At 61.6% G+C, this 19,681-nt stretch carries 16 protein-coding genes; all 16 read left to right on the top strand.

Features of this window, described 5'->3' with window-relative positions:
- Positions 1-603, top strand: a 603-nt coding sequence (locus tag Q0672_RS19945; RefSeq protein WP_298625066.1) for an ABC transporter permease, incomplete at its 5' end; no start/stop codon positions are given.
- 47 nt (positions 604-650) lie between these two features.
- Positions 651-1,112 (top strand): phasin family protein, encoded by a 462-nt coding sequence (locus Q0672_RS19940; protein ID WP_298625064.1) that lies wholly within the window; start codon positions 651-653, stop codon positions 1,110-1,112.
- Positions 1,102-1,848 carry an acetoacetyl-CoA reductase gene (gene phbB / locus Q0672_RS19935; RefSeq protein ID WP_153160106.1) on the top strand — a complete coding sequence of 249 codons (747 nt, stop codon included), beginning with the start codon at positions 1,102-1,104 and terminating at the stop codon, positions 1,846-1,848. Before Q0672_RS19940 ends, phbB begins: the two co-directional genes overlap by 11 nt.
- An 83-nt stretch (positions 1,849-1,931) precedes the next feature.
- Complete coding sequence (locus Q0672_RS19930; RefSeq protein WP_298625060.1) at positions 1,932-4,298, top strand: DUF3141 domain-containing protein; 2,367 nt, start codon at positions 1,932-1,934, stop codon at positions 4,296-4,298.
- Entirely contained in the window at positions 4,295-5,716 is a 1,422-nt protein-coding gene (locus Q0672_RS19925; RefSeq protein WP_018715731.1) for a bifunctional enoyl-CoA hydratase/phosphate acetyltransferase, read from the top strand. The genes Q0672_RS19930 and Q0672_RS19925 overlap by 4 nt, the downstream gene beginning before the upstream one ends.
- 43 nt (positions 5,717-5,759) lie before the next feature.
- A complete protein-coding gene (locus Q0672_RS19920; protein ID WP_018715730.1) occupies positions 5,760-6,512 on the top strand; it encodes an SDR family NAD(P)-dependent oxidoreductase in 753 nt (250 codons plus the stop codon).
- Between the two features lie 79 nt (positions 6,513-6,591).
- Entirely contained in the window at positions 6,592-7,830 is a 1,239-nt protein-coding gene (locus Q0672_RS19915; protein ID WP_051084431.1) for an acetate/propionate family kinase, read from the top strand.
- Positions 7,827-9,032, top strand: a complete 1,206-nt coding sequence (gene gltS, locus Q0672_RS19910) for a sodium/glutamate symporter (protein ID WP_003050035.1) — start codon at positions 7,827-7,829, stop codon at positions 9,030-9,032. The genes Q0672_RS19915 and gltS overlap by 4 nt, the downstream gene beginning before the upstream one ends.
- 143 nt (positions 9,033-9,175) lie before the next feature.
- Entirely contained in the window at positions 9,176-10,927 is a 1,752-nt protein-coding gene (locus Q0672_RS19905; protein WP_298625055.1) for an alpha/beta fold hydrolase, read from the top strand.
- Positions 10,928-11,014: 87 nt separating this feature from the next.
- Complete coding sequence (locus tag Q0672_RS19900; RefSeq protein ID WP_003050031.1) at positions 11,015-11,509, top strand: universal stress protein; 495 nt, start codon at positions 11,015-11,017, stop codon at positions 11,507-11,509.
- Positions 11,506-12,579: a lipid A deacylase LpxR family protein gene (locus tag Q0672_RS19895; RefSeq protein ID WP_298625052.1), complete on the top strand. Its 1,074-nt coding sequence runs from the start codon at positions 11,506-11,508 to the stop codon at positions 12,577-12,579. The genes Q0672_RS19900 and Q0672_RS19895 overlap by 4 nt, the downstream gene beginning before the upstream one ends.
- A gap of 203 nt (positions 12,580-12,782) precedes the next feature.
- The gene (locus Q0672_RS19890) at positions 12,783-13,679 is read left to right on the top strand and encodes a ribose-phosphate pyrophosphokinase (protein ID WP_003050021.1); all 897 of its coding nucleotides are present in this window, start codon (positions 12,783-12,785) and stop codon (positions 13,677-13,679) included.
- Between the two features lie 38 nt (positions 13,680-13,717).
- The gene (locus tag Q0672_RS19885; RefSeq protein ID WP_003296537.1) at positions 13,718-16,096 is read left to right on the top strand and encodes a D-xylulose 5-phosphate/D-fructose 6-phosphate phosphoketolase; all 2,379 of its coding nucleotides are present in this window, start codon (positions 13,718-13,720) and stop codon (positions 16,094-16,096) included.
- Positions 16,097-16,131: 35 nt separating this feature from the next.
- A complete protein-coding gene (locus Q0672_RS19880) occupies positions 16,132-17,490 on the top strand; it encodes an MBL fold metallo-hydrolase (RefSeq protein ID WP_026320714.1) in 1,359 nt (452 codons plus the stop codon).
- Entirely contained in the window at positions 17,487-19,004 is a 1,518-nt protein-coding gene (locus Q0672_RS19875) for a thymidine phosphorylase family protein (RefSeq protein WP_020307800.1), read from the top strand. The genes Q0672_RS19880 and Q0672_RS19875 overlap by 4 nt, the downstream gene beginning before the upstream one ends.
- A 187-nt stretch (positions 19,005-19,191) precedes the next feature.
- Positions 19,192-19,681, top strand: a 490-nt coding sequence (locus Q0672_RS19870; RefSeq protein ID WP_298625045.1) for a LysR family transcriptional regulator, incomplete at its 3' end; no start/stop codon positions are given.

Below are 19,681 nucleotides of genomic sequence, written 5' to 3'. Positions count from 1 at the left end.
TGGTTCGGCTCGGTGGTGCAGATCATCAACCACATCACGCTGTTGTCCATCATCCTGACCGGCGCAGCGCTGATCCGGGAGCGCGAGCACGGCACCATCGAGCACCTGCTGGTGATGCCGGTTACACCCGCGCAGATCATGCTCTCCAAGGTCTGGTCGATGGCCCTGGTCGTGCTGATCGCCTCCTTCCTGTCCCTCAATCTCATGGTGCGCGGCGTCCTGGGCGTTCCAGTCGAGGGTTCCATTGCACTGTTCTTCGCTGGCGCGGCGCTCAGTCTGTTCGCCACCACGTCGATGGGCATCTTCCTCGCCACCCTGGCGCGCAACATGCCGCAGTTCGGTATGTTGATGATGCTGACCATCATGCCGCTGCAGATGCTGTCGGGTGGCACTACGCCACGCGAAAGCATGCCCGAGATCGTGCAGAACATCATGCTGGTCGCACCCACCACCCATTTCGTGGAACTGAGCCAGGCCATCCTTTATCGGGGCGCGGGGCTGGAGACGGTGTGGCAGCCCTTCCTGGCGCTGGCCCTGATCGGCACGGTGCTGTTTTTCCTGTCGTTAGCACGCTTTCGCAAAACGATCGGCCAGATGGCCTGATCGTCTGACCGCCCGATTGGGCACTCAACCCAGTAAGGAGTTTGACCATGAGCAATGAAACCATCCCTCTCAACCTGTTCAAGGCGAACCTGGAACTGCAGCTGCGCCTCCAACGCCTGATGCAGGAAAACAGCCAGCAATGGTTGGAGAACGCCACGCGCGCAGGCAGCGAAAACATTGCCGAGTCCGGCACTGAGATCGAAAGCCTGCTCAAGGCCCAGAACTGGCAGGAGTTGGCCACGCTGCCCGCGCAGGCCTTCTGGCGTCAGTTTCAGCACCAGATGGGTGGCGCGCAGGCACTAACGCAAGTCGCAATCAAGAATCAGACCACCTTCACTCAAGGCCTGCAGCAAGCCATTCAGGACTGGCAGAAATCGGTCACGCAGGCCGTAGGCCAGGCAGATGCGATATTGCCGTTCCAGGATATTTTCAAGCAATGGGGAGCGGTGTGGGCCAAGGCACAGGACAAGGACGCACCAGCCAAGACAGGTGGTCGCAATGCCGGCTGAGCAACGCACTGCACTGGTCACCGGCGGCAGCGGCGGCCTGGGCGAAGCCATCGCCCGGGCCTTGCACGATGCGGGCCATACCGTGCTCATCGTCCATTCGCCGGGCAATGCCAGCATTGGCGCGTGGCTGAAAACCCAAGCCGGCGAAGGTTACGACTTCGCCGCCTACGGCGCGGATGTGGCCGACCATGCCCGTTGCCAGGAACTGGCTGACCGCATCCACACAGACGGGCATCGCATCGACATCCTGGTCAACAACGCGGGCATCACGCGCGATGCCACGTTCCGCAAGCTGAGCTACGCCGATTGGGATGCCGTCCTGCGCGTCAATCTCGATTCCGTATTCAACGTGACCCGGCCATTCATCGACGGCATGCTCGACAGGGGCTGGGGCCGGATCATCAACATCTCCTCCATCAACGGCTCCAAGGGGCAGTTCGGCCAGACCAACTACTCCGCCGCAAAAGCCGGCATGCATGGCTTCACAAAAGCCCTCGCACAGGAAGTGGCGCGCAAAGGCGTGACGGTCAACACCGTCTCGCCGGGGTATCTGGACACGAAGATGGTGACGAACATGACCGAGGGCGTGGTCAAGCAGGTGATCGCCGGTATCCCGGTAGGCCGCCTAGGGCGGCCTGCGGAAGTCGCAGCACTGGTGGCATTCATCGCCAGCGAGTCTGCGGGATTCATGACCGGCAGCAACGTCTCGATGAATGGTGGCCAGCACATGTACTGACTGCGGCAGGGCCGCCAGGGCGCTGTGTCGGCGGCTCCTTTCTATTCGTTTTCCTTTTCAGCATACAGGGAGTGCCCATCGCCATGAACCGAGACACCACGACATCTCCAACGACCGATTGGGGGCAGTTGCTGTGGGATCCATTGCGACTCCCGGCGAAGGCAACCGAGTATGTAGTGGATGCCTGGCAGCGGCTAATTCTGTATGCCGACGTTCGCCGCCAACGCGGCAACCAGTACCTGGAGCATTTGCAGGAGCAGACGCCGAACGTACTCGACTTCGCCTCAGAGGTCATCATGTCCGGGCTGGAGCTTCCGCGGCCAGTCAACTATGGCCTCGTGCGCATCCTGCCGCCAGCCGACGCGCCGGCCGATCCCAAGAAGCGGCCGTTCGTGGTGGTCGATCCCCGCGCGGGCCATGGCCCGGGCATCGGCGGTTTCAAACCCGACAGCGAGGTCGGTGCTGCTCTGAAGGCAGGCCATCCCTGCTACTTCGTTGGCTTTCTGCCCGATCCCGTTCCCGGCCAGACCGTCGAGGATGTCATGCGTGCCGAAGCGGCCTTCGTGCGCAAGGTCGGCGAGCTGCACCCCGACAGCCGCGGCAAGCCCGCGGTCATCGGCAATTGCCAGGCGGGCTGGCAGATTCTGATGGCAGCTGCCGTCTGGCCCGAACTGTTCGGACCGATCATCGTCGCCGGCGCGCCGCTGTCGTACTGGGCGGGCGACATGCCGATGCGCTATGCAGGCGGCCTCACTGGCGGTAGTTGGTTGACGGCATTGACCAGCGACCTAGGAGCTGGTCGGTTCGATGGTGCCTGGCTGGTTCAGAACTTCGAAAACCTGGACCCGGCCAATACGCTTTGGAGCAAACAGTACAACCTGTACGCCAAGGTCGACACGGAAGGCCCGCGCCACTTGCAATTCGAGAAGTACTGGGGCGGCCACGTGTTCCTGAACGATGTGGAAATACAGTACATCGTCGATAACCTGTTCATCGGCAACAAACTGAGTACGGCGCAGCTGGTGACGTCTGATGGCGTGCGCATCGACCTGCGCAATATTCGCTCGCCGATCCTGGTGTTCTGCTCCTATGGGGACAACATCACGCCACCGCCCCAGGCCCTGGGCTGGATCACCGACCTGTACCGCAACGACCTGGACGTGCTGGGACATGACCAGACCATCGTCTACGCTACCCATGACAGCATCGGACATCTGGGAATCTTCGTCTCCGGCAGCGTCGGGCGTAAAGAGCACCAGGAGTTCGCTGCGAACATCGACATCATCGACGTGCTGCCGGCAGGCATTCACCACATGCAAATCGATGAGCATCCCGACCCAGTGCAGGAAGGAGACCCAACCAGTGACGTCTTCCTGACGCGGATTCGCCGCAGCAGCATCGATGAAGTCCGTGAGATCGTCCGTCCCGACCCTGAGAACGATCGCCGGTTCGCCGCCGTTGCGCGGATCTCCGAGGTCAACCTGGCTTGCTACCGCAGCTTCGTGCAGCCATGGATGCGTGCCCTGGTCACGGACCAGGGTGCGAAGTGGCTGGAGCAGCTGCATCCGCTGCGCATGGGCTATGAATTGTGGTCTGACAGGCATCCGCTCGCCGCCGCAGTACATGAGGCTGCGCAACACGTGCGCGACCATCGTCAGCCCGTCTCCGAGGCCAACCCTTTCCTGCAACTGCAGGCGCAGTTTTCCACCGCCGTCGAACAGATGCTGGATCAATTCCGTGATTGCCGCGACCAGATCTACGCACAGGCGTTTGACACGCTGTACAGCCTGCCGCTGGTGCAGGCCATGACTGGACAGAGCCTGCACGACGATGCACCGCCGCGACCCCGTCCCAGCGAGACGCCCGAGCATCGCCAGTATCTGGCGCAAGAGTTGACACGGCTCGAAGCGGATATTCACAGCGGCGGGCTCGCCGAAGCCGTCATACGGGCACTGTTCTTCGTGCTCGCGGCGCGTGGCGAGGCCGACGAGCGGCACTTCCGGCACGCAGAGCAACTGGTGCGTCCCCGCCTGGGCAGCGACTTCGACATGCAGGCCTTTCGCCACCTCGTGCGTCGGCAGGCTTTGCTCATGAGGTTCGACGAGGACGCCGTGATGTCCGCCATTCCCGGGCTGCTGAGCAACATAGCGCCAGATGACATCCGACAGGTCGCGGGAATGATCACGCAAGTGATCGGTAGCGGCGATGCGCTGTCCGCACCAGAGCAAGCCAGGTTGAAGCAGGTGTCTACCCTGTTCGAGCAGGCGATCCGTCAGGTGCAGGCGGCTTCGGCGCCCGCTATGCCCTCTGCCAATGACCCACGCTCTACGGTGGCGGACACGAGACCAAAGACTGCCTCGCCAAAGCCGAAGGCGCCTCAAAAGACAACGGTATCCAAGACACCCGTCGCGCCGCAGATAAGACAAACACGGCGAGGAAAAAGCAAATGACGACTTCGCCCAAACCGGTCGATGCCACTGCCGATGCATGGCATGTCCTGCGCAACCGAACCTTCGACGAGATCGCCATCGGCGACAGCGCCAGCCTCGAACGCGCGTTTTCGTCGCAAGACATCCACATGTTCGCGCTGCAATCGGGCGATGTGGATCCAGAACCTGCTGTGTCCTCAAGCGCTCGGGGCACCACGGAGGCCATTTGTGCAAACGCCCTGATCTCGGCTGTGCTGAGCACACGCCTGCCGGGGCCTGGAACCCGCTATGTCAACCAGAATCTGTGCTTCCTCGGGGCCGTTCGACCCGGCGACAGGCTGACCGTGCGGATGCAGGTGACCAGCAAGGACACGGCCAACCACCATGTCACGCTGGCCTGCACCTGCACCAACCAGGAGGGGGTAGCGGTTTTCCAAGGCCAGGTAGAGGTCGTGGCGCCCACCGAACGCTTGGAACGAACGCGCACCGTGTTGCCGGAAATCCACCCGAATGCGCAGGGCCGCACAGGCCTGCAAAGCCTGCTGGCGCATGTCGCGCACTTGCAACCGATTCGTGTGGCTGTCGTCCACCCCTGCGATTCTCCCAGCCTGTCCGCTGCGCTCGAAGCACGCCATGCGGGACTGATCGAACCGGTGCTGGTCGGGCCACAGGCGCGGCTGGAGGCAGTCGCCGCGGAGGCCGGGCTGGATCTGGCCGACGTCGCCATTGTGGACGCACCCCACAGCCACGCCGCCGCGCAGCAAGCCGTCGCCCTGGCGGCCACAGGTGAAGTCGAAGCCCTGATGAAAGGGAGCCTGCATACCGACGAGCTGATGTCCGCGCTGGTTTCGACTGCGGCAGGGTTGCGCACCAAGCGTCGGGTCAGCCATTGCTTTTTGCTACAGACACCGGCCTATCCGCGCCCGTTCATCGTCACCGATGCGGCGATCAATATCGCCCCGACTCTGGAACAGAAGGCGGACATCATCCGCAACGCCATCGAGCTGGCGCAGGTAATCGGCGTGCGCGAACCCAAGGTCGCGATCCTGGCCGCGGTCGAGACGGTGAGCCCGACGATGACGGCCACGCTGGACGCGGCGGCGCTGTGCAAGATGGCTGATCGCGGCCAGATCACTGGCGGCCTGCTCGACGGGCCGCTCGCCTTCGACAACGCGGTCTCCATCGCCGCTGCGCGTACCAAGGGGATCGTCTCCGAGGTTGCCGGGCAGGCTGACATCCTCGCCGTGCCTGACCTGGAGAGCGGCAACATGCTTGCCAAGCAGTTGATCTTCCTGGGCGGAGCAGCCAGCGCCGGGATCGTCCTTGGAGCCAAGGTGCCGGTCATTCTGACCAGCCGTGCCGACTCGCGCGATACGCGCATCGCCTCATGCGCGATTGCACTGATGCTGGCCCATCACTATCGGCTGTCGCCCCCTTGAGCGGACTTGTTAGCAACTTAACCACCCCTTTGGAGAAAACACCATGCAGTATTCATTCTCTGGCCGCGTAGCCCTGGTCACCGGTGCAGGATCCGGCATTGGCGAGAGCATCGCCCGGCTTCTTGCGAGCAACGGTCTGAATGTCGTGGTCTCGGACGTCAGCGCCGACAATGCGCAGCGCGTCACCAGTCTCATCAACGCCGAGGGCGGCCACGCCGTGGCCAATGTGGCCGACGTGGCACGCATCGATGAGGTCCAGGCTGCCGTGGCCTGCGCGGTCGATGCGTTTGGCGACCTTCATTTTGCCGTCAATAACGCCGGTATCAGTGGCGACCAGAGTCCTGTGGGGGAACTGGACCCTGCCGCCTGGAGCCGGGTGATCGATGTCAACCTGAACGGCGTGTTCTATGGCCTGCGCCATCAGATTCCCGCCATCCTGCGCTCTGGAGGCGGCGCCATCGTCAACGTCTCCTCCATCCTCGGAGTGGTGGGCGACGCAGCGAACCCCGCGTACGTCGCAGCCAAGCATGCTGTTACCGGGCTGACCCGGTCGGCAGCGCTGGCCTATGCCCCCAAGGGAATCCGGATCAATTCGATCCATCCCGGTTACGTACGTACGCCCATCCTGGATTTCCTGGATGAATCGGCCCTCCAAGAGGCCGTTGGCCTGCATCCGATCGGTCGCCTGGGTACACCGGACGAAATCGCCCATGCCGTGGCGTTTTTGCTATCGGAAGGAAGCAGCTTCCTTGCTGGCACCCAGCTCATCGCCGATGGCGGCTACACAGCGCGCTAAGTCTGAAGACGATGAGACCGCAGACAACCGCGCACACCTTGGCGAGGTCGCACGGACGGCGCGCAGAGAGGACGACCTGATGGACGTCACCATGGCCCGCTCTAGGCGCCACGAACACAGACTGATCCTTGTGCTGAACTGCGGCTCATCCAGTATCAAGTTCGCGGTGTTCGATTCCTCGGCCGCGCCACTGCCGCGCCAGGCATTGTGGAATGGCAAGGTGCAGGGAATCGGTGGCGCCAACCCGGATTTCGGAGAGACGGGGGTTGCGCCGTTCCCGATCGAACTGGAAACGGCACATCCGTATCGCGCCGCACTGCGCCTCATCCGCGATCGTGTCAGCCAGCGGCTCGACGGCCGCCGGATCGGTGCGGTCGCCCATCGTATCGTCCACGGCGGCAGTAAATACTTCATGCCCGTGCGCGTGGACGCGAATGTCCTGGCCGACCTCAAGGGCTACATTCCTCTGGCCCCGCTGCACCAGCCATTCGCGCTCGAAGCCGTGGAGATCCTGCTGCGGGAGCAGCCCGATCTGCCACAGATGGCCTGCTTCGACACGGCCTTCCACCACACTTTGCCCCAGGTCGAGAAGGTCCTGCCGTTGCCCTATGCCGCATGGGAGCGCGGTCTGCGTCGGTACGGGTTTCACGGCCTGTCGTATGAGTACATGGCAGTGGCCTTGCCCGAACGCCATGGCGACGCCGCGCGCGGTCGCACCGTCGTTGCCCATCTGGGCAGTGGCGCCAGTCTGTGCGCCATGCGTGGACTCAAAAGCGCGGCCACCACCATGGGCTTCTCCGCGCTTGACGGCCTGATGATGGGCACCCGCACCGGCGCGCTCGATCCGGGTGCGGTGCTCTACCTGATGGAAATCGAGAAGCTCTCACTGGAGCAAGTGGGGCGCGTCCTCTATCACGAGTCCGGCCTGCTCGGCGTTTCGGGAATCTCGGCCGAGCCGCGCGTCATTGTCGGACACGAGAACGATGCAGGCGAAACGGGGGAGCGAGCGCGCTTGGCACTGGCCCTTTACGTGCGCCGCATCGTACGCGAGATCGGGGCCTTGGTCGCCGTGCTGGGTGGCCTGGACATGCTGGTGTTCACGGCGGGTGTCGGTGAACACAATGCGTTCATTCGCGAGCGCATCTGTGCGGCGCTGGGCTTTTTGGGCATTGCCTTGGATACCGATGCCAACGCCAGCCACGCGGCGACGATTTCCAGCGATCACAGTCAGGTCACCGTGGCGGTCGAGCCCACCAACGAAGAGTGGATAGCCGCCAGCCATGCGCTGTCCTGCCTGGACAGGGAGAAGGCGCGATGACGATCGATGCCTTCCATGGATTCACGCTCGCCATCCTGCTGTTGTTCGTGGGCAAGGGCTTGGTTGCGCGTTGGGGCATCTTGCGTCGATACAGCATCCCGGAATCCCTGGTGGGCGGCTTGGCCTGCGCCCTGGTTGTCTTCGCCCTGTACTACGGTGCGGGGATCGTCATCAGTTTCGATCTCGAAGCGCGTGACGCGCTGCTGCTGTACTTCTTTGCGGCCATTGGCCTGGGTACCGACGCCCGCACGCTGCGCCATGGTGGACGGCCCTTGCTGATCCTGTCGGGGTTGGCCATCGGGTTCATGGTGCTGCAGAACCTGGCCGGGATGGAGATGGCACGCGCCTTCGGCCTGGATCCGCGCACCGGGCTGATGGTGGGATCGATTTCCCTGACAGGAGGCGTGGGCACCACCTTGGCCTGGTCCGATCACTTCGTTCACAACCTCGGCATTGCGCAAGCGCAGGAACTGGGATTGGCAGCGAACATGATCGGCCTGATCGCGGCCTGCACCATCGGGGGCCCAGTCGCAAGCTTGCTCATGCGTAGGCATCGGCTTCAAGCCTCTGGGGACAGCGCCCTGGAAATTGGCACGCTGCACAGGGATGAGCAGCATGCCCGCCTGGACTACTACGGCCTGCTGCTGGCATTGCTCTGGCTCAACTTCGCCTTGATGTTGGGATACGGAATCAATGCCTTGGTCGCGCGTACCGCCGTCACGCTGCCCGCCTTTGTGGGCTGCCTGCTGGCCGGAATTCTCCTGCGCATGGCGGCCGACTGGATGAGGCCAAGTGGGCGCGGACGTTTATGGAACTGGCCGAGCATGCAGCCAGGCATCGCCCTGGTTTCCGACATGTCATTGGGCCTGTTTCTGACCATGGCGCTGATGGGACTCAGGCTCTGGGAACTGCAGCCCGTGCTCGCCTTCATCACGGCGGCGATGCTGGTGCAGATTGCCTTGGTCATCGCATTCGTTTTGCTGATTGTTTTTCGGGCAATGGGCAAGGATTACCAAGCCGCCGTGGTGTGCGCGGGTTTCGGCGGTATTGCGCTGGGATCTACCGCCACTGCCATCGCCAACATGACGGCGGTGACTCGGGAGCATGGTGCGGCACGCGAGGCGTTCATTGTGGTGCCCTTGGTATGTGGGTTCGTCATCGATATTGCGAACGCACTGGTAATCAGCCTGATGGCCGGTTAGGCGAAGCGAAACAGCGGAGCGAGCTGGCAGATGGATACATCGCTGACGCGCTGGCGAGGCGTCGTCGCCCAGGAAATCGCAATCGACTCCCGTTTTCAAGCAAGGGGCTCTTTCTACTTGTGCAGAAATAGAGGTAATACGCTTTGACGAATAAAAAGAACGGCAATATCGACTCAGCCATCAATCCGAAGTTGGATGGGGATGCCCATGTCGCTTGGGCACAGGCTTGGTCGTCTATTTCGCCGGAGACATCGTTGCTCGCGTGGGTGGACTGGGCGAGCCATTTAGCAAACAGTCCTGGCAAGCAAGCCGAGCTTTTGGCGTTTGCAGCCTCCCTGTCCGAGCAATGGATGGCCGTATTGAAGAAGAATCCGGCCAACCCGGACCGGGGAGCCACCGCTCCTGACCGGTCACCTGTCAATGACCGCCGCTTCAACGATCCTGCATGGGATCAATGGCCCTACGACCTTTTCCGCAGTTCATTCGTCAATCAGACCAAATGGTGGGAGCAGGCCACGCAGGGGGTGTGGGGAGTGGATCCGAAACACCAACGCCTGCTGGCGTTTGGCGCCAAACAGTGGCTGGAAATGCTTTCGCCCGCCAACGCTGCGGTTTTCAACCCCGTTGTCCTGAAAAGAACCATCGCAGAGCAAGGCGCCAATCTAGCGCGGGGGACGTCCAACTTTCTCGACGACTTGCGTCGGCAACTATCCGGCCAGCCTCCCGCGGGAACGGAGAACTTCGTCGTTGGGCGCGACGTAGCGGTCACGGAAGGAAAAGTCGTTCTGAGAAATCGACTGATCGAACTGATTCAGTACACGCCCACTACCGAGAAAGTCCATCCCGAACCGATCCTGATCATTCCTGCCTGGATCATGAAGTACTACGTACTGGATCTGTCACCGCATAACTCGCTGATACGGTATCTGGTTGCGCAAGGGCATACGGTTTTTTGCATCTCCTGGAGAAATCCGGATGCTGAGGATCGAGATTTGGGCATGGATGAGTACCTGGAGTTCGGCCTGCATGCAGCGCTGGACGCTGTGACTTCCGTCGTCCCCGGGCATGGAGTCCACGCGGCTGGTTATTGCCTGGGCGGAACGCTACTGGCCATTGGTGCTTCAGCCATGGCGCGTGATGGCGATACGCGGCTGGTGTCGGTAAGCCTGCTTGCCGCACAGACGGACTTCAGCGAACCGGGCGAGCTGAGTCTTTTCATCAACGAGAGTCAAGTGGCGCTGTTGGAAGCCAGCATGGCTCAAACCGGTTATTTGACCTCCGACCAGATGAGCGGAGCTTTTCAGCTACTGCGTTCCTACGATCTCATATGGTCTCGCATGATTGACGAATACCTATTGGGCGATCGCCGGGCAATGACCGACCTGATGGCTTGGAATGCCGATGGGACTCGCCTCCCCGCGAAGATGCATTCGCAGTATCTCCGACGCCTTTACCTGAATAACGATCTCAGCGCGGGGCGTTATCCCGTCACGGGTCGCCCCGTTTCAGTGGGAGACATCGCTGTACCGGTGTTTTGCGTCGGCACTGCCTCGGATCATATTGCGCCTTGGCGCTCGGTTTACAAGCTGCATCTCCTGTCTTCGGCCGAGCTGACTTTCGTGCTGACCACTGGAGGACACAACGGCGGCATCGTGAGCGAGCCCGGCCGAGGTAAGCGCCAATATCAAATCCATACCCGCGCGGCCGGTGATGGATACATGGCGCCGGATGAGTGGCAAGCGACGATGCAGACGCATCCGGATTCCTGGTGGCCCGCATGGTCGGCGTGGCTGCGAGAGCGTTCCGGTGATGTTGTTGCGCCTCCGCTCATAGGTGCTGAATCCAGTGGATACCCCACTGTTTGCGACGCCCCAGGGGAATATGTACGCAACTGAATAAGCGCATACCGCGTCCGCTATTGCGACACGGTATACGCAATATCTGTTCGTCACCCCGTTTTACTCTGATAACTGGAGACATTCATGTACTCAAGAATCCTGGTTCCGCTCGACGGAAGTCCTACTGCCGATTTGGCGCTCCACCACGCTGCGGTGCTGGCACGCCTGAATGGCGCAACCATCGTCTTGCTGCACGTCATCGAGGAGATGAAGCACAGCAACGGCTTCGAGAGGCCGAGGATCTATATTGAAGAAGTGAGGCCGGGCTTCCTGGCGGCCGGGCAGAAGCTGCTGGACGAGGCGGCGCTGCGGCTGAGGCAGGGAGGCCTGGTGGTTGAGACCGTCCTTCTGGAAAGTAACGGCGAGCGCGTCTCGGTGCTCATCGCTCAGCAGGCACTGACTACTCAATGCGAGTTGGTGGTGTTGGGTACCCACGGACGCCGGGGCGTGGACAGGCTGCTGATGGGAAGCGATGCAGAGCAGCTCGCTCGCATCGCACCAGTCCCGGTGATGCTGGTGCGCCAGTCCCAATCGGTCATTGTGACTGCAACCCCTGGGCAGGGGGGCACGCCAGCGTGACGAAAGTTCAGTCCGCCGACCCCGCTGAATGGAGGCTGGAAGTCGCAGCCTCCTTGCTGCTGCTATTGCTGAGCGCCTCCGCACAGGCCCAGTCCTGCCACCAGGACAACCCGCTGCGCTCAACGGGAACGCTCAATCTGCGGATCGACAACGACATGTTCGGCGGCATTGGACAAGATCAAGGCTACTCCAATGGATTTCTCGTCAGCTGGGTCTCCCCCAACCTTGTGGACTATCGCGATGACCCTTGCCTACCCCGTCTCGTCCGTGGGCTGAATCGTTTTCTCACGGTGCTGCAACCCGAGGGTTTTGACGAACAGAACATGACCATCGGCTTCGGGCAGATGATGTACACCCCCAGCGACAAAACGCGCAGCGATCTGATCAAAGACGACCGCCCTTTCGCCGGCGCAATGATGTTGAGCTTTGGCTACAACGCGCGGCGCGGCGATACGCTGCGCACCTCACAAATCCGCGTCGGTGTTGTGGGCCCCTCCTCCTTGGCCAGGCAAACCCAGAACTGGTGGCATGACACCATCGGCGTCGACAAATTCAATGGCTGGCGACACCAACTGCGCGACGAGCCTGTGCTGCAGTTGCTGCACGAACGCCGAACGCGAGTCTTCAGGCAAGAAAACGTCAGCGGTTGGGGTTGGGATCTGACCCGCCACTGGGGCGGCAGCTTGGGCAATTTCGCCACCTACGCGAATGTCGGCGGAGAACTGCGCTATGGCCTACGCCTGCCGGACGACTTAGGCACCGCACCGCTGCGCCCGGCTGGAGAAAACACCTCGCCCGTGCGTAAGACCGCTGGCAGCAACTGGAACGGGCACCTGTTCGTGGCACTCGACGGTCGCTGGGTTTTGCACGACATCACGTTGGACGGCAATACGTTCAAGTCCAGTCATAGTGTTGATAAACGGCCATTCGTGGCCGATGTGGGCTATGGCATCGCGATGACTCAGGGCAACTGGCGCATCGCGATAGCCCGCTACCACCGCACCCGCGAATTTCGTGGACAAAAGGAAATCCCGGTCTACGGAACGATCACCGTAGGACGGCGATTCTGATGCAGATCGATTCCTTGAACGCCATGCAAGCCACTCTGTTGCTGTTCATGACAAGAGCCTGGTTGCTTGTGGAGCTACCACGTCGACGCAGTACTGCCAATGCCGTCGTCATTAGCCAGTTGGCAAGGTGAACACAGCGAGCTGAACGATAAGGCACCCGCGCTCGATAAGAGACCAAGGACAACAAATAAGGAGATAAATGGATGCAACGACTCACCCTGGCCCTACCCGGCAATGAAGATCTGGCCCGCGGCATCGCGCAGGCATGCGGCAGCGAAGCCGGCCGCATCGAAACGCGCCGATTCCCCGATGGCGAGAGCTATGTCCGGTTGCATGGCGAACCTGCCGATCGGATCGTGGATGTGATTTGCACGCTGGCCCATCCTGATCCGCAGTTCCTGCTTCTGGCTTTTGCCGCTGACGCGGCGCGCGAACTTGGCGCGCAAGAGGTGAACCTGATCGCACCGTATCTGGCCTACATGCGCCAGGACAAGCGATTCCATGACGGAGAAAGCGTGACGTCGCGGTCCTTCGCACGTCTGGTCTCATCGACCTTCGACAAGCTGCTCACGGTGGATCCGCATCTGCACCGCTATCCGACACTATCAGCGGTCTACACGATCCCCACCATCACCTTGCATGCCGCACCACTGCTGGCCGACTGGATCGCGAATCATGTCGAAGAACCTTTGATCGTGGGCCCCGACGAGGAAAGCGAGCAGTGGGCCGGCGCCATCGCGTCCCGCATCGGCGTACCGCACGCTGTGCTTCGCAAGACACGCCATGGCGATCGCAGCGTGGACATCGATGTTCCCGACCTGTCGATCTGGCGCGGCAGAACGCCGGTGCTTGTGGACGACATCGCATCATCAGGCCGCACGCTCGCCGTCGCGGCGCGCAAGCTCGCCGAGCAAGGAATGCGCAAGCCGGAGTGCGTAGTGGTGCATGCCCTGTTCGCCGAGGATGCCTGGGCCCAATTGACACCGTTGTTTGCCCGAATTACGTCCACCGACGCAGTACCGCATCCGAGCAACCGGATTGGTCTCGCTTCGCTGATTGCCGACGCTCTCTCTAGCGGGAAAACCGATCCGCGAGGCTGATCTTTTTATCGATCCAACTATTTTCAAGGAGACCTGAAATGTCCTCTCAAGCTAACCTCGCAACCGATTGGCGTGCTGGTTACGGGCCCATCGCGCACAGGTCTGAAACCATCGAACGTATGCAGGCCCTAGTGCAACGTCTGGTCGCGCAAAGGCGTATAGCAGACGAAGCCTCGGCCCATGCGCTGCTGGCTGCAGCCGACCGGGTGGCCTGCACGGCCATGAGCGTAGTGGCGCATATGACCTATGCCCGGCGCATCGACCGAAGCGGCTGCCCACTGGGCTCCGATGATTTCAAACAAACGCCCGAAGGCCACACCGGCGGCTCGCTCAACATGGTGCCAGCCTTCGTGGGTTATCTGTTGGCCAACGCGCTGACCGGGACGACACGCGGCTGGCTCATGGGGCAGGGGCACTGCGTGGCCGCGATCGAGGCGGTGAACGCACTGACCGGCGATGTATCCGCCGCCCAGCGTGGACGCTACGACCGCAGCGAGGCGGGCCTGTCGCTCCTGATCGCGGACTTCTACTCCTATGCCATCGATAAGCAGGGTCGGCCCGCGGTACCGCTGGGTAGCCATGCCGGGCCGAACACGGCCGGCGCGATCTCCGAAGGCGGCTATCTGGGGTTCGCCGGGCTGCAGTATGTGCACACGCCGTTGCCGGGAGAAAGCCTGGTGGCATTCCTCAGTGATGGCGCTTTCGAGGAACAACGTGGCTCGGACTGGGCGCCGCGCTGGTGGCGCGCCGAGGACTGCGGCTTCGCCATCCCGGTCATGATTCTCAACGGACGGCGCATCGAGCAGCGCACCCAGATCGTGCAGGAAGGTGGCGCTACCTGGCTGGCCGAAGATCTGCGCCACAACGGCTTCGATCCCGTCATCGTTGATGGACGTGATCCGATGGCGATCGCATGGGCCATTGTTGAAGCCGAAGACACGCTGAGCGCCTTCGCCGCACGCTCGGATCGGCGCTATCCGGTCAAGCTGCCCTACGTGATCGCCGAGACGGAGAAAGGTTTTGGCTTCCCGGGCGCGGCGACCAATGCCGCCCACAACCTGCCGCTGAACGGCAATCCGCGCGAGGATGCGCAGGCACGCGAGGCCTTCAACGCAGGGGCTGCGGCGCTGTTCGTGCCCGAGAGCGAACTGGAAAACGCGCTCACCGTCCTTGCGAATCACGGCCAGAGCCAGCGCTCGCGCGAAAGCGAGCACCCCATGGCCCTACGCCATCCAGCGAGCCCTCATCTGCCGATGCCGGCCTGGGCGCCAACTGAGGTATCGGGCAGCGCCATGTCCGCACTGGACCGTTGGTTCGTGGAGCTAGTGCAGGCAAATCCACAGTTGCGCATCCGGATCGGCAATCCCGATGAACTGGCCAGCAACAAGATGGGGACCACGCTAGCGCTGCTCAAGCACCGCGTCAACGTGCCCGAACCCGGCGTCCCGGAATCGACGGATGGCTCGGTGGTCACCGCACTCAATGAAGAAGCCGTTGCGGCCGCCGCCCTCGCCAACAAAGGGGGGCTGAACCTGATCGTCAGCTACGAGGCATTCGCGGTCAAGATGCTTGGATTGATGCGCCAGGAGATCATCTTCGCGCGTCGGCAGAAGGAGCTGGGCCAGCCGCCAGGCTGGATCTCCGTCCCGCTGATCGTCACATCCCACACCTGGGAGAACAGCAAGAACGAGCAGTCACACCAGGACCCGACCATTGGCGAAGCATTGCTGGGGGAGATGTCGGACACCGCACGCGTGTTGTTCCCGGTGGATGCCAACACGGCGTCCGCCGCGCTGCGAGCGGTCTACGCCAGCCGGGGCCAAGTGGCCTGTGTGGTGGTCTCCAAGCGCGACACGCCGAATCACTTCAACGCCGCCGCCGCTCAATCGCTGGTTGAGCACGGAGCAGCCCATGTAGCCGGCGATCCGGCTACAGCACAACTGCAGTTCGTGGTGATTGGCGCCTACCAGTTGGAGGAAGCGTTCAAAGCCCACGCCCGCCTGGAGCGCCATGGACTTGCGTCGTGCGTCACTGTAGTGATCGAACCCGGCCGCCTGCGCATTCCGCGAGATGACCTTGAGGCCACCTTCGTGGTCGGTGACGAAGCCCTGCAAGCACTCTTCCCGCCTCACTTGCCTCGCGTGTTAATAAGCCATACCCGCCCAGAGCCGATGCTGGGTGTGCTGCGCCGCATTGACAGCGGCACCTCGAAGACGCGGGCTTTGGGCTACATCAACCGCGGCGGCACGCTCGATGTGGCTGGAATGTTGATCGCCAACCGCTGCACCTGGGTGGACGCCATCTATGCCGCTGCGCAAGTGACCGGCCGGAACAGTTCGCAGGTTGCTGCGGCCGCGACCGACGAGCGAATTTCAAGTGGTTCTGACGCGGTCCGCGGCGACCGCGCCGGTTCCTGATTTCACAACCCACAAACAAGAGGGGAGACAAATACATGCTCTCATTGACCAGCCTGGGCGGTGCCGGCACCGTCACCGGCTCCAAACACCTTATCACCCATGGCAATACCCGCATCTTGATCGACTGCGGACTGTTCCAGGGATTGAAAAACCTGCGCGAACTTAACTGGCAGCGCCTGGCAGTTGAGCCCAAGGACATCGATGCGGTCGTATTAACGCATGCGCACCTGGATCATTGTGGGTATCTGCCCCGATTGGTGCTGGACGGGTTCCGCGGGAAGATTTTCTCGACCTCAGCCACGCGAGATGTCGCCGAACTCATCCTACTCGACAGCGCCTGGTTGCAGGAGAAGGACGCCGATTTCGCCAATCGAAAAGGATTTTCCAAACACAAGCCAGCCCTTCCGCTGTATCGGGTTCGGGATGCAGAACGTACGCTCCTGCAGTTCAAACCGGTGCCGCTGCATCAAGAGACTGAATTGCCGGGCAATGCCCGTCTACTGCTGCGCAGCGCCGGTCACATTCTTGGGGCGGCGACGGCTCAGATCGACATTGGCGGCAAGCGTTTGGTGTTCTCCGGCGACTTGGGACGCTTTGACGACATGGTCATGCCTGATCCTGAACCAGTCACGGAAGCGGACTACATCATCATCGAGTCCACCTATGGCAATCGTCGTCATGACCGTTCCGATGCCGTCGAAGCGCTGGGCGACATCATCGAGCGCACGACTCGCCGCGGAGGCACGGTGGTAATTCCCGCTTTTGCCGTGGGACGAGCGCAGTCGTTGATCTACGACTTGTGGCTGCTGCGACAGCGCGGTCGGCTCCGCAACGTGCCCGTCTATCTGGACAGTCCGATGGCCACCAACGCAACTGTGCTGCTGCACCGCCACTCCGACGACCACAAGCTCACGCAACACGATTTCGAGGCCGCATTTTCGGAAGTCAAATACGTGCGCGACGTTGAAGAGTCCAAGGCACTATCGGCGAATCGCTACCCCAAGGTGATTATTTCCGCCAGCGGCATGGCCACCGGTGGCCGCGTGTTGCATCACATAGAAGCGTTTGGCGGCATTCATCAGAACACGCTGCTGTTCTCTGGATTTCAGGCCGCAGGTACGCGCGGACGCAAACTGCTTGAGGGCGCTCGCGAAGTCAAGATTCATGGACGCTGGATGCCGATCAATGCGGAGGTCGCCGAGCTTCCGATGTTGTCGGCTCATGCCGACAGCGATGAACTGATGCGATGGCTGGGCGGCTTTACCCGGGCGCCGGAAGGGGTGTTCATTGTTCACGGTGAATCCGATGCCTCCGAGGCGCTGCGCGAACGTATCCAGCGCGAACTCAAATGGCACGCATCGGTGCCCATGCAAAACCAGGAGTTCGCCCTGTGAGTGCCCGCATCACTCCCCAGACACCCGCCTTGCAAGCATTGCGCATGCGACTGCATGCCCAGCATCAACCCGTCGTCTTGATGCGTACCGATTGCCATGTCTGCCGTGCCGAAGGGCTGGCACCGCGGTCACAGGTACTGATCATTGCCGGCGACCGCACTGTGCAAGCGCTACTGTACCAAATCGACAGCGATCTGCTCAAAACCGGACAGATCGCTCTGTCCGAGGCCGCCTGGGATGCCCTGGACATTCATGAGGGCGATCTTGTGCAGGTTCGGCATCCTCCGCTGCTCGAATCGTTGTCGGCCGTGCGTGCGCGAATTCACGGCCACCGACTGCAAACGACGGAGTTGCAGGCGATCGTCCGTGATGTGGTCGATGGTCGCTATACCGATGTCGCACTTTCGGCCTTCCTGACCGCAACGGCGGTACTGCCTCTGGATATGCAAGAGACCATCCATCTCACCCGTGCGATGGTCGATGTCGGGGATCACCTGCAATGGCAGGCTCCGATTGTTGTGGACAAGCATTGCGTGGGCGGATTACCGGGAAATCGCACCACGCCGTTGGTGGTTGCCATCGCCGCAGCCAATGGATTGGTGATGCCCAAGACCTCATCACGCGCCATCACCTCTCCCGCTGGCACCGCGGACACCATGGAAACGCTGGCTCCTGTAGACCTGGACCTGGATACGCTCAGAAAGGTCGTGGAGAAAGAGGGTGGATGCGTGGCGTGGGGCGGCGCGATGCACCTCAGCCCCGCGGACGACATCTTCGTGCGTATTGAGCGTGAACTGGATATCGACACGCAAGGACAACTGATTGCCTCGGTGTTATCCAAGAAGATTGCAGCAGGGGCGACCCACATCGTGATCGATATTCCGGTTGGGCCAACCGCAAAAGTCCGCAGCCGGGAAACTGCCGAGCATCTTGCGCATCACCTTTCGGAAGTCGCCGCGTCATTTGGCCTTGTATTGCGTTGCCTGTTTACAGACGGGAATCAGCCTGTCGGCAGAGGTATCGGCCCGGCGTTGGAGGCGCGCGACGTGTTGGCCGTATTGCGCAACGAGGCGGATGCGCCGCAAGACCTATGTGACCGCGTGGCGTTGGTGGCGGGCGCGGTGCTTGAGCTTGGCGGCGTCGCCAAAGAAGGGGAGGGACTTCGGTTGGCTCATGAGACGATCAGCAGTGGCCGCGCGTGGGAAAAATTTCAGAGAATCTGCGCGGCTCAGGGGGGATTTCGTGAGCCGCCCCAAGCTCTCTATGTCGAACCGCTTTTGGCAACCACTTCAGGCCGAGCAGTACACATCGACAACCGTAAGCTTTCTCGTTTAGCCAAATTGGCCGGTGCGCCTGAGAGTCCAGCCGCAGGGATTCAATTGCAGGTGCGCTTAGGTGACGAGATAACACGCGGACAACCATTGATGTTTTTGCATGCGCAAACCTCTGGAGAGATGGCCTATGCACTCGCATACGTACAAGGCATTGGGGACATTGTAAAGATTGAACCTTAGCGCCGTGGATAAACAGGGCTCTTGAATGCTCGGTCAAACACAGCCCGGCCTCTCGTTTGGAAAAGTTGAACGCCTACATCTCATGCTCAAGAACATATGAAAAAACATCGCTTAAAAGAAGTTTTCAACCTGCATCGCGTGGAGCAAACAGAAGGAGGTCGTCAGCGCCTGAATAGGAACATTGCTCATGGAACTGCGGCACCTGCGTTGCTTTATCGTTTTGGCCGAAGAACTTCATTTCACACGGGCGGCTGAGCGTCTTCACATTGAGCAACCTCCTCTGTCCCGCGCCATCAAGGAGCTTGAGGACGAGTTAGGCGCTGTGCTCTTCGACCGGGACCGCCGGGGCACCCGACTGACCGCTGCGGGTGCCGTGTTCCTGCAGGACACTCGCCGGCTATTCACCGTCCTGGAGCAGGCCCGCGAGAACGTCAAGGCTGTCGCGGCGGGCTTGCGAGGCAGCCTGCGCATCGCCGTATCCGACGGCGCGCTCGATCCCCGGCTGTCGGCGTTTCTAGCCCGTTGCCGTGCCGAAGAACCCGAGATCGAGATACGGATGTCCGAAGTGCCTTTGGCCGAGCAGTTGCGCGGCCTGCGCTCGGGCGACTTCTGCATCGGATTCGCTCATACCGCCGACGTCGGTGATGGCATCGTCGCCGAACCTATCTGGCAGGACC

This window comes from uncultured Zoogloea sp., assembly GCF_937894855.1.
GTDB classification, from domain to species: domain Bacteria; phylum Pseudomonadota; class Gammaproteobacteria; order Burkholderiales; family Rhodocyclaceae; genus Zoogloea; species Zoogloea oryzae.
Note: the sequence above shows the minus strand (reverse complement) of the source record. Positions and strands in the feature narration are given on the sequence as shown.